Genomic DNA, 11,830 nt, shown 5'->3' on the forward strand with positions numbered 1-11,830 from the left:
CAGGGGGTCAGAGGTTCAAGTCCTCTACCGACCACTGGATACTTATAAATCTTTCTTCACCTTGAGGTTCTAATCCAAATTTAAAAATTCTTTTGTGTTTACTATGTAGTATTAGTTATTAATATAATCCGTTAAGTTTTCTAAACATGTGGTAGAATAATAAACTGTTATAATAAAAAGGTAGGAGATAAAGTTTGAAAGTAGATGCTAAGATTAAGTTAATCATCATTTTTTTAGTCCTTGTTGGCTCAATTTACGTAATGATGACCAAATCTCCTAAACTCGGTTTAGATTTACAAGGAGGAATAAGTATTACATTAAAAGTTGATATAGATAAAGTGATAAAAGACCAATATTTAACTCTTGCAAAAGATATTGAAAAAAAGTTTAAAGATGCCGATATAGAACTTTTAAGCTCTAAGATTGAAAATGACTCTTTAAAAGTTGTTTTATTAGACCCAACGAAGATAGAAAAGGCAAAGGAGATACTAAAGAAGGAGTTTCCTCAGGTTGTAGTTGAAGATTTTGAGGGTGGATTAGTGGTTAAGTATGCAGATTGGGAATTAAACAGGATAAAAACTCAAACGATGAAACAAGCTGTTGAAACCTTAAGAAACAGGATTGACCAGTTTGGAACACTGTCTGCTAACATAGCTCAAAAAGGTAAAGATAGAGTGTTAGTTGAAATTCCGGGAGTAATAGATATAGAAAGAGCAAAGTCTATAATAGGTAAAACAGCACAACTTGAACTAAAAGAGGTAGTTGATTCAGCTTTTTCAAAAGAGGAGTTATTAAAAAAGTATCCAAGTGGAATACCGGATGATTTAGAACTTTTAGAAGGTCAAGAAGATATTGTTAATGGTCAAAAGGTAAAAGAGTGGTTTTTGGTTAAAAAAACACCTGTAATAACAGGAGCTATGCTTAAAGATGCAAGGACTGCTTTGGACCAAGGGGGAAATCCTGCTGTAAACTTTGAGCTAACTTCGGAAGGAGCGGAAATTTTCGGAGAAGCAACTCAGAAGATGATTGGTAAAAGACTTGCCATTGTCCTTGATGGTAAAGTTATGTCCGCACCTGTAATTAGGTCAAGAATAACATCGTCTGGACAAATTACAGGAAGGTTTACAACGGAAGAAGCTAACGACCTTGCGGTAGTTTTAAGGGCTGGAGCATTACCTGCACCTGTTAGTATTGTGGAAGAAAGCGTTATAGGTCCAACACTCGGTAAAGAATCGATAGATAAAACTCTTACGGCTGGAATCGTTTCTTTTACTTTGGTTGGTTTATTTATGATTTACAGGTATGCACTATCCGGATTTATAGCGGTTATAGCACTGATATTTAACCTGATGCTTCTTTGGGTTACGATGCTGTTATTTGATATAACTTTAACTTTACCAGGTATAGCCGGCATAATCCTTAACATAGGTATGGGTGTTGACGGAAACGTTGTTATATTTGAAAGAATAAAAGAAGAACTCAATCAAGGAAAAACTCTCAGAGTGGCTTTAGAAGAAGGATTTAAACGAGGTTTCAGCGCCATATTTGACTCTCACATAACAGTGATAATTGCAGCGTTAGCACTACTTGAATTTGGAAATGCACCACTAAAAGGTTTTGCAGCAACTTTATCAATAGGAACATTTATAAATCTATTTACAGCTGTATTTTTAACTAAAATGCTTCTTGACTTTACAATCGGTGGTAAGAAATACTTTAAGTATGCAATATAAGGAGATAGGTATGAGAAACTTTTTAGTAAGAGCACCTAACATAGATTTTCTAAAAATAAGAAAGATTGGTTATTTAATATCCTTTTCTCTTTTGGTGGTGAGTTTGGTTTTGTTTTTCACAAAAGGTTTTAACCTTGGTCTTGATTTTACAGGTGGAACGTCAGTTCAGATAAAGTTTAATCAACCTGTAAAGGTATCTGATATAAGGTTGTTGCTGAAAGAAGTAAACCTTGATGATACTCTTATTCAAGAGGTTGGGACGGAAAAAAAAGAGGTTGAGATAAGGGTTTCGGCAAAGAAAGGTTCATCTTCTATTGTAGTTGAGAGTATAAAGAAAGCTTTAGATAAAAAGTATCAAAACCAGTACGAAATCCGGAAGATAGAGTTTATAGATGCGTTGGTTGGAAGTGAGATGGCAAAAGCTTCCGTTTATTCTATAATTTTTGTTATGGTCGGTATACTGCTTTTCGTAGGATACAGATATGAACCGCTGTTTGCTATCGCAGCTATTATTCCTCTTTTCCACGATGCCATCATAACTCTTGGTATATTCTCACTTCTTGACAGGGAGATAGATTTAACGGTTGTTGCAGCTGTTTTAACTGTTCTTGGATACTCTCTCAACGACACTATAATAGTTTTTGACAGAATAAGGGAAAATATAAAACAAAGAGGAAAGAAAAACTTAGAAGCTATTATAAACAAAAGTATAAATGAAAACCTTGGTAGAACGATTATAACGTCGGGAACTTCTTTGTTTTCAGTTTTAGCTTTATTTTTCTTTGGTGGGGAGTCTTTAAACAGTTTTGCTCTGGCACTTTTAATAGGTATCGTATTTGGAACGTACTCTTCCATATACGTAGCTGCTCCACTAATTTTAGAAGTTGAAAAGCTTTTAAGGTCAAGAGTAAAAAAAGAACAGGTTTCGGGAGTGTAGAATGTATTTAGACAGACTAAAAAATTTAAAAGCCTACAAAACAGAAACTACACCTTGCAAAGTAAAGTTATCTTCAAATGAAAGTCCTTTTGATTTATCTGATAGACTTAAAAATAGAATAAAAGAAGAGATAGTTAAAATAAACTTTCAAAGGTATCCTGACCCCCATGCAAAAGAGTTAAAAGAAGCTTTATCCGGATTTATATCAGATGAAGAAAAAATAGAAATAACCCCTGAAAACCTTGTTCTTGGTAATGGTTCAGATGAGATTATTCATCTTCTTATTACAGTGATAGGAGATTTAAAAAAGCCAGTTATGTATCCGGTTCCTACATTTCCTATGTATCAGGTATCCAGTGATGTTGTAGGAAGATCAAAAGCAGAATTTTTCCTTGATGATAACTTTCAGTTAACAGAAGAAGGAATAGAGGAAGGTTTAAATCAAAATCCGGATATTGTATTTTTTGCGTCTCCAAACAATCCTACAGGAAACAGTTTTGATAGAAACCTTATAATGAAAGTTATAGAAAAAGGTATTTTTACTGTAATAGACGAGGCGTACATTCACTTTTCAGACAAAGAGAGTTTTTTAAAAGAAGCACTAGAATACGATAATGTAGTTGTTTTAAGGACAATGTCAAAGGTAGGACTTGCATCTATAAGACTTGGATACTTGATAGCAAAAAAAGAGGTTGCTGGACAGATAGATAAAGCAAGACTGCCGTTTAATATAACTTATCCTACGCAGGTTATAGGAAAAGTAGTTTTAACGGAAGGAAAAGAGGAGTTAAAAAATCAGATTAAAGCTGTAAAAGAGGAAAGAGAGAGAGTTATAAAAGAAATATCAAAAATTCCGGATGTAAAAGTGTACCCTTCAGATGCGAATTTCTTCTTAATGAAAACTCCCGATGGAAATAAAACTCATCAAGAGCTTATTAAAAAAGGTGTTTTGACAAGAAACATGTCTCACCTGCCAAAGATGGAAAACTGTATCAGAGTTTCTGTAGGTAAAAAAGAAGAGAATGATGAGTTTATAAAAGCTATAAAGGAAATTTTTACCTAATTAAGTCTTGTAAATTTTTTTTAGAAGCTAAACTTCTAAGTTTTTTTATCAGTCTTTTTTCTATCTGTCTTACCCTTTCTCTTGATATTCCAACTATTTCCCCAACTTCTTTTAGTGTTTTTGGTTCTTCTCCGTAGAGTCCAAATCTATGTATTATTATCTGTTTTTCTCGTTCAGATAAGCTATCTAAAAGCTCATCTACTGATTTTAAAAGGTCTTCTTCTTTCAAATCTTTTTCTATATCTTCTGTTCCAGTTTGGGATATTATGTCTGACAGGAAAATACTTTCATCTGAATCTAAGATAGGTGTATCTAAACTAACAAAGTGTTGTTTGAAAAATAGGTTAGACTCTATTATTTCTTTATCTATTTCAATATTTTCTCTTTTTAAAAGATTTTGGATTTCTTCAACGGAAGGTTCTCTATTTAATGAATCTTTTAGGTAATAATAAGCATTGTTTATTTTTTGAGATATACTTTGAATTTTACTTGGTTTTTTTATTATATCTCCTTCAACACTTATGGCGTTTAAAATAGATTGTTTTATCCACCATATTGCATAGGATATAAACCTTACACCTTTTGATGGGTCAAATCTTTTTGCAGCTTCTATAAGTCCTATATTCCCGGCAGATATTAAGTCTTGAAGTGGAATACCGTATCCGGCATACCTTTTTGCCACATTTATTACAAACCTTAAATTAGAGATGACAAGTTTTTTGAAAGCTTCTTTGTCTCCGGATTTTATTCTTTCCAAGATTTCTTTTTCTTCTTCCTGTGAAAGGAGAGGAATCTTGTATATTGACTTTATGTAATACTCAACACCTTCTTCGTAATTGAACTTTCTCATTTTTATCCCCTTTTTTTGAGTTTTATTTATATTAATATTTTCTACGTTAAGTTGTCAAATGTTAACTTTTTTCTTGAGCTACGACCGTTATGACTTTTTTATTTTTCCCTGAAATAACTTCTAGTTCTATCATGTCTCCCGGTTTTACTTTTCTAAACATTTTACGAAAATCTCTTGAATTTTTTATTAAATTTCCATTAAACTTTGTTATTATATCTCCTTCTTTTAATTCGGATACATCCGATGGACTACCTTTCTTAACTTTTAAGATTATTGTACCACCATCTATCTCTAATTTTTCTTTTAATTCTTCTGATAAATCTCCTACTGTTATACCAATATAACCTCTTGATACTTTACCATACTTTATGAGCTGATTTACCACATCATTAATGACATCAGATGGTATTGCAAAACCAAGTCCTTGTCCAGACTGAACTGTAGCAATATTCATACCTATAACTTTACCGTCCATATCCAACAAAGGTCCTCCTGAATCTCCCGGATTGATAGCTGCATCCGTTTGAATGTATCCTTCTATTTCGGATATTCCTACTTCCCTATCCAATGCGGATACTATTCCAAATGTATAAGTATGACCCAAGTTGTAAGGACTTCCGGCTGCAAGGACAAACATACCTATAGTTATATTTTTTACATCTTCCAACTTTAAAGGCTTTAAGTCCTTATTAAGATGGTTTATCTTTACTTTTAAAACCGCTATATCTGTAGGATTGTCTATTCCAACAACATCTGCTTTCATAACTCTATCGTTGTAAAGCCTTATGTAAACCTGATTGTTATTGCCAATTACATGGGCGTTTGTAGCTATGTAAAGATGAGTTTGAGTTTTTTTTACAATAAATCCGGAACCAATAGATTCATCATCTAAATCTTTGAATATTATCTGTTGGTTTTGTTTAGGTTTTATAAACACTGTTATGATAGAAGGTGTCGTTTCCTTTATTATTCTCTCAACTCTCTCCTGTATGAGCTCTACTGCATCTTTTTCTCTCTTTTTTTCACAAGAACTTAAAATAGATATTATGATGAAAGTTAAAATTAAAGTTTTTACTTTTAGCTTTACGGTATCATCTTTCATCTATCGTATTCTTACCTCTGAGAAAGTTATAATATATTATACCTTAACTTTAGCTATTGGAGTGTAAATAAATGTTTATAAATCAGGAGGACTGTAGATACTCAAAATGTAATGAACCAATACAGTTAAAAGTGAAAAATGTATTCTACAAGATTGTTTTATTTACAATTTTTCTAAGCTGTTTTGTTAACATTTTTTACTATTTTTTATCTTTATACTTTCCTTCGTCAGAGTTGGACCTTACATTTATAGGACTTATCGGATTACTAATTTTTATTCCATTCCTCGTTTATAAACCAAAGTACATAAAAAACTGTTTTTCTACCGTTATTTTTCTAGGATTACTTTTATATCTGCCGATGATAGTCATAAAATTTGATATAATTAATCTATTGGTTATTTTACTTTACATAAACTTTATCAACTACATAATCTGTAATAAAGGAAGGAGAGAAATTGAAAAAGGAAGTTAAAAATAAAATTGTAGAAATCTTAAAAAAAGAAGGACTACTCTTTCCGGATATAGAAGATAAGATAAAAGTAGAACCACCAAAAGAAGAGCTTTACGGAGATTTAGCAACGAATGTAGCATTTTTACTAACAAAACATTTAAAACAAAAACCTCAAGATATAGCCTTAAAAATAAAATCAATCTTAGAAAAAGACCCTATGTTTAGTAAAGTGGAAGTATTGAATGGATTTATAAATATATTTTTATCTGAAAACTATTACCACAACATCGTAAAAAAGGCAGTTTTAGAGAAAGATAGATTTGGGGAAGTGTTAGAAAAAAATAGAGGAAAAATAAACATAGAATACGTAAGTGCAAATCCTACAGGACCATTACATTTAGGACACGGAAGAGGTGCAGTTGTAGGAAATTTATTAGCAAACATGTACTCCTACATAGGATACAAAGTAGAAAAAGAGTTTTATATAAATGATGCAGGAAATCAAATAAAAAAGCTTGGACAGTCTGTTTACGCAAGGTTTAGACAGATAGACCAGCCGGATTACCCTTTTCCGGAAGATGGATACCATGGAGATTATATAAAAGAAATAGCAAAAGAACTTTACCACTATGAAAGAGAGAAAATATTAAGTATGTTATCGGAAGAAGAAGCAGTAGATTTTTGTGCACAGTACGCAAAAAACTACCTTTTAGATAAAATAAAAGAAGACCTTAAATTGATAAACGTAGAGTTTGACATATGGACAAGTGAAAAACATCTTTATGAACATGGTAAAGTAGAACAAGCATTAAACTTTTTGAAAAATAAAGGACTTTTATACGAAAAAGATGGAGCATTATGGTTAAAAACATCTCTTTACGGAGATGAAAAAGATAGAGTTATAAAAAAATCAGATGGAACATACACATACTTTGCAGCGGATATAGCATACCACTTTGACAAATACGAAAGAGGATACGATTTTATAATCAACGTATGGGGAGCAGACCATCATGGATACTTTCCAAGACTAAAAGCAGCAGTGATGGCTTTCGGTGTTCCTGAAAACTGGATTAACGTTGTATTTATACAACTTGTTAAACTTTTTAAAGATGGTCAAGAAGTAAAAATGTCAAAAAGAAGTGGAGATTTTATCACTCTTAGAGAGCTTGTTGAAGAAGTTGGGAAAGATGCTGTTATCTACTTTTTTGCTTCAAAAGACCCGGATACACATCTGAATTTTGATATAGATGTTGCTCTTTCAAAAAGTAATGAGAACCCGGTTTACTATGTCCAGTATGCCCATGCAAGAATATCAAGTGTGTTTAGAGAAGCAAAAGAGAGATTTGACTTTAATCCGGAAGAAGATTTTGATGCTGATTTATCTTTATTAATCCAGGAAGAGGAAAAAAGTTTGATGAAATTTTTATCAACTATGCAACAAGAAATAGAAGAAGCAGCTGTAAAAAATCAACCCCACAAAATAACAAACCTTACTTACGACCTTGCCTCAAAACTACACAAATACTACTATCAACATAAATTTTTAATAGAAAATGACGAAAAATTAATGAGAGCAAGATTATACCTTTTAAAAGCAGTTAGAAATGCTTTAAGAACCTTATTTAGATTGATGGGAATTACTCCTTTGGAGAGAATGTGATGGAAGACAGAGATTTAAAAAGTGCAGTAAGACAAATAAAAGAAAAGAAAAAGAGAGAAACCTTAGAAAGACTTATTATATTCTTATCCGGATTACTCATCACACTTGTATTTATAGCAATTGGGCTAAACTTTTATACAAGTTCTGACAAAACAATCTCTGAGCCTCAGGTTAAAGTATTGTCAGAGGTAAATAAACCACCTGCTCCTCCGCAACCACAACAACTCCAAACTACACCCCCAGTCCAATCTGAACCTTTACAACAACCAACAATCAATCAACCACAACCATCTACAACCCAGCCTGAGGTTGTGAAAGAAAACCAAAAACAAACTCAAACCACTCAAAACCTTCCCCAGAATCAGCAGCTTACTTCCCAACCAGAAAGACAAAACGCGGTGGTAAAACAGCCACAACCATCTAAAACAGTAGAAGAACAAAATAAAGAAGTAAAAAAAGAGGAAAATAAAGAACATCAACAAAAACAAGAAACAAAAAGACAAGAAGTAGCTAAAAAAGAAGAAAACAACCAACAAAAGCAAAAAATAGAACAAAAAGAAAAACCTGTACAACAAAAGGTTGTAAGTGAAAAAGAAAAAGAAACTTCAGCAAAAGAAGTAATAGAAAAACTAAAATCCGGATACTTCGCTATACAGGTAGGAGCATTTTCAACAAAAGAAAAAGCAGAAATAGAAAAAGCTAAATACTCAAATGCTTACATAATAGAAGAAGGTGGGCTACACAAAGTGTTAGTCGGAAAATTCAACACAGAAAAAGAAGCAAGAGATTATCAAAAACAACACGATATTAAAGGTTTTATTAAAAGAGTAGGCTCTTGATAGAGTATATATCTCCTCCTTTAATAGGAGCATTCATAGGTTATATAACTAACTGGCTTGCAATAAAAATGCTTTTTAGACCTTACAATGAAATAAGAATATATGGTATTAAAGTACCTTTTACCCCCGGTTTAATTCCAAAAAGAAGAGATGAGATTGCCAAATCAATAGCAAAGGTAATCCGTCAACATCTAATCAATCCGGAAAACCTTCATAAACTTTTTATAGAAAGTACATACAGAGAAATTTTAGAAGATAAATTAAACAAAACGATTGAAGAGATAGTAGATAAAATATTAGAAAACCTAAAAGAAGACATAGAAAACAGATTAAAGATACCTTTTCTAACTAACTACTCAGATAAGATACTCCAAGCTCTATCAGAAAAGATAAAACCAATAATCTTAGAAAAATCACAACAATCCATAAAAGAAAATTTAGAAAAACACATAGAAGAAGAACTCCCTCAACTTTTAGCATCCCTTGACGTAGAAAAAGTTATATATGAAACATTAAATTCCTTAGATATAAGACAGCTTGAAGATATAGTTTTAGGATTTTCAGAAAAACAGCTAAAACATATCACATACTTAGGTGGAGTAATTGGATTCTTTATAGGTTTAATTCAGATAGTTATAAACCATTGAAAAATTTTTTATTCTTATTAAATTTAATAATTGCTTTTAAACTAAAAGGTGATTGAATGGCTATATCTCCACAGACGATAGAAGAGGTAAACAGAGTTGCAAATGTTTACGACGTGATATCAGATTACTTACCCCTAAAAAAGACAGGCTCTGTATACGTGGCACTCTGTCCATTCCATTCAGAAAAAACTCCATCTTTTGTTGTATCTCCTACGAAAAATATATTCAAATGCTTTGGTTGTGGCATAAGTGGAAATGCAATAAAATTTGTAATGGAGTACGAAAAAATATCCTATTTTGATGCTATCGTTAAAATCGCTCAAAAGTATAATATACCCATTAAATACATAAACAGTGATAAAGATAATCTATACAAAGGTCTTTACTCGATTACAAGGGCAATTACAGAGTTTTATAAAGAAAACTTAAAAAACTCCTCAATTGCAAAAGAGTATATAAAGAAAAGAGGTATATCTCCGCAAACAGTTGAAGAGTTTGAAATAGGATATTCTCCTACTGATGCTAATCAGCTTAAAAAGTATATACAGGAAAAAAACATTCAAATTGAAGATTTAGAAAAAATAGGATTGATAACCTTAAACATCGACGATATAAAAGACAAATTTTCAGGAAGACTTATTTTCCCAATAAAAGACATAAAAGGAAACATAGTTGGATTTGGTGGTAGAACATTAGAAGAAGGAAAACAACCTAAATACCTAAACTCTCCAGATACGGTAATATACAAAAAAGGAAACACACTTTACGGAATATACCAATCTCTCCCTTATATAAAAGAAAAAGAAAGTGTGATAATAGTTGAAGGTTATATGGATTTAATTTCATTACATCAGATAGGAATAAAAAATGTAGTTGCAACCTTAGGTACAGCCTTTACAAAAAATCAGGCAAAATTACTTAAAAAGTATGCAAAAGAAGCCATTGTTATGTTTGATTCTGATGAATCCGGAAAAAAAGCAGCAATAGATGCATCAAAAATACTACTTTCTGAAAGTATACTTGTAAAGTATGCATATTACACATCTGTAAAAGACCCAGATGAACTCTCAAAACAAGGATTATCAAAAGTCAAAGAAGTTATAAACAGCTCAAAAGATATAATCCTGTTTTTACTTGAAAAACTCAAAGAAACGGAAAATTATGATACAGAGACACAACTAAAAAAGTACCAAACTATCTACGGTCACATAGTAAAAATAATAGCATACATAGAAGACCCAGTACTAAGAAACTCCTACATACAGATAGTATCTCAAAAAACAGGAAGAAATTTTCAAAGTGTGGAAGCAGATGTTGAAAAGATAAAAAAACTCATAGAAAGAGAAAAAATCTCAAAAATTTCAATAGAAGATGAGGATAGTATAGATTTAAGACTCTCTGTAAAAGAAAAGATAATTTTAAAGTATTTGATAGAAAATACTCATTTGTTGCAAGATGGAGATTTTTATGATAAAATATCCTATTTTGAAAATTTGAAATATATACTTGAATTGATGAAAACAGGGAATACGGAACCTATCCAACATATTATAGATTCCATTCAGAAGGAAAAACTTAACATATCACAAGAAAGTGTTAAGTTGATTTTAGAAGAAGAGTTAAAGAAAATTGAAGTTAATCAATTTCTATCTATTGGTTTAGAGCACCAAACAGATGTAAATAAAATTTTAAATAAATTAATTACTCTTAAAAGGAGGCGATAGTATATGATTAACCTTCAAGAAAGGGATGACGTTAGAACACTTATCAACCTTGCACGAGAGAAAGGTTACGTCACCTATTCGGAAATAAGTACATACGTAGATGAAGAGTTTTTTTCATCTGACGAACATATAGAAAGTCTGATAGAGTACCTAAACGAGCTAAACATCGATGTAAGAGATGATGAAAAGATAAAAGAAGAAGACGATGATATCTATCTTGGAATAGAATTTGATGATGATGTATGGTCAAAAGCTGATGACCCTGTAAAACTTTATTTGAGAGAGATGGGAAAAATTCCCCTCTTAAAAAGAGAAGAGGAAATTAAGTATGCTATGGAAATAGAAAGAGGGAGAAAAAAAGTCTTCAGAGGATTACTTAGAACATCTTTCCTTACGGAAAGACTTTTAGATGAATGGGGAAAAGTAGTAGATGGAAAGTTAAGAGTTCAAGATTTACTTGACGTTGAAGAAGTTGAAGAGAAATATGAAGAGCTAGCAGAAGATTTGGAACTAGAAAATAATGAAAATTACGACAAACAAACATCAGACTTTATCAAGAAAGGGCTTGAACTTGCAAAACTATACAGAGATTTATTGGATAAAGAAAAGATTTACTTAGAAACAAAAACGTTGGAAGCGAAAAAAGATTTTGTATGGCAACATGCAAAACTAAATAAATTTATAAAAAGTTTAAATATAAAATTTACAAAACTTGACAAAATTGCAGATGAGTTAAAGGAACTCTACACAAAACTAAGAAAAAATGAGAAAGATTATGAAAAAAGAATTAAGATAATATCAAAAATACATCCGGATTTAG

General features: G+C 31.6%; 11 protein-coding genes. 9 read left to right on the top strand and 2 right to left on the bottom strand.

Annotated elements, in window-relative coordinates; all coding sequences use genetic code 11:
• The first annotated feature begins 194 nt into the window (after positions 1-194).
• From secD to hisC, 3 genes are read left to right on the top strand one after another with little or no spacing between them, the layout of a single operon-like run.
• Positions 195-1,733 carry a protein translocase subunit SecD gene (secD, locus tag NE054_RS05140; protein ID WP_297889391.1) on the top strand — a complete coding sequence of 513 codons (1,539 nt, stop codon included), beginning with the start codon at positions 195-197 and terminating at the stop codon, positions 1,731-1,733.
• A 10-nt stretch (positions 1,734-1,743) separates the two neighbouring features.
• Positions 1,744-2,670 (top strand): protein translocase subunit SecF, encoded by a 927-nt coding sequence (gene secF / locus NE054_RS05145; protein ID WP_297889394.1) that lies wholly within the window; start codon positions 1,744-1,746, stop codon positions 2,668-2,670.
• A gap of 1 nt (position 2,671) precedes the next feature.
• The gene (gene hisC / locus NE054_RS05150; RefSeq protein ID WP_297889397.1) at positions 2,672-3,733 is read left to right on the top strand and encodes a histidinol-phosphate transaminase; all 1,062 of its coding nucleotides are present in this window, start codon (positions 2,672-2,674) and stop codon (positions 3,731-3,733) included.
• Here the strand turns inward: hisC and NE054_RS05155 are convergent.
• Positions 3,726-4,583, bottom strand: coding sequence for an RNA polymerase sigma factor RpoD/SigA (locus NE054_RS05155; protein ID WP_297889399.1), 858 nt, complete (start codon positions 4,581-4,583; stop codon positions 3,726-3,728). The two genes, hisC and NE054_RS05155, sit on opposite strands and share 8 nt — an antisense overlap.
• A gap of 61 nt (positions 4,584-4,644) precedes the next feature.
• On the bottom strand, positions 4,645-5,685 hold the full coding sequence (locus tag NE054_RS05160; protein WP_297889401.1) for a trypsin-like peptidase domain-containing protein: 1,041 nt from the start codon (positions 5,683-5,685) through the stop codon (positions 4,645-4,647).
• A gap of 71 nt (positions 5,686-5,756) precedes the next feature.
• On the opposite strand from NE054_RS05160, the gene NE054_RS05165 reads away from it, so the two are divergent.
• From NE054_RS05165 to NE054_RS05190, 6 genes are all read left to right on the top strand, one after another.
• Positions 5,757-6,158, top strand: coding sequence for a hypothetical protein (locus NE054_RS05165; RefSeq protein WP_297889403.1), 402 nt, complete (start codon positions 5,757-5,759; stop codon positions 6,156-6,158).
• Entirely contained in the window at positions 6,142-7,800 is a 1,659-nt protein-coding gene (gene argS, locus NE054_RS05170; protein ID WP_297889405.1) for an arginine--tRNA ligase, read from the top strand. Before NE054_RS05165 ends, argS begins: the two co-directional genes overlap by 17 nt.
• Positions 7,800-8,639: an SPOR domain-containing protein gene (locus tag NE054_RS05175; RefSeq protein WP_297889407.1), complete on the top strand. Its 840-nt coding sequence runs from the start codon at positions 7,800-7,802 to the stop codon at positions 8,637-8,639. Before argS ends, NE054_RS05175 begins: the two co-directional genes overlap by 1 nt.
• Positions 8,636-9,286, top strand: a complete 651-nt coding sequence (locus NE054_RS05180; RefSeq protein WP_297889409.1) for a DUF445 family protein — start codon at positions 8,636-8,638, stop codon at positions 9,284-9,286. The genes NE054_RS05175 and NE054_RS05180 overlap by 4 nt, the downstream gene beginning before the upstream one ends.
• 56 nt (positions 9,287-9,342) lie before the next feature.
• Positions 9,343-11,010 (top strand): DNA primase, encoded by a 1,668-nt coding sequence (gene dnaG, locus NE054_RS05185; RefSeq protein WP_297889410.1) that lies wholly within the window; start codon positions 9,343-9,345, stop codon positions 11,008-11,010.
• 3 nt (positions 11,011-11,013) lie between these two features.
• On the top strand, positions 11,014-11,830 hold an 817-nt coding region (locus tag NE054_RS05190), incomplete at its 3' end, for a sigma-70 factor domain-containing protein (protein WP_297889411.1).

Origin of the sequence: Sulfurihydrogenibium sp., assembly GCF_027448985.1 — a bacterium.
Lineage (GTDB): Bacteria > Aquificota > Aquificia > Aquificales > Hydrogenothermaceae > Sulfurihydrogenibium.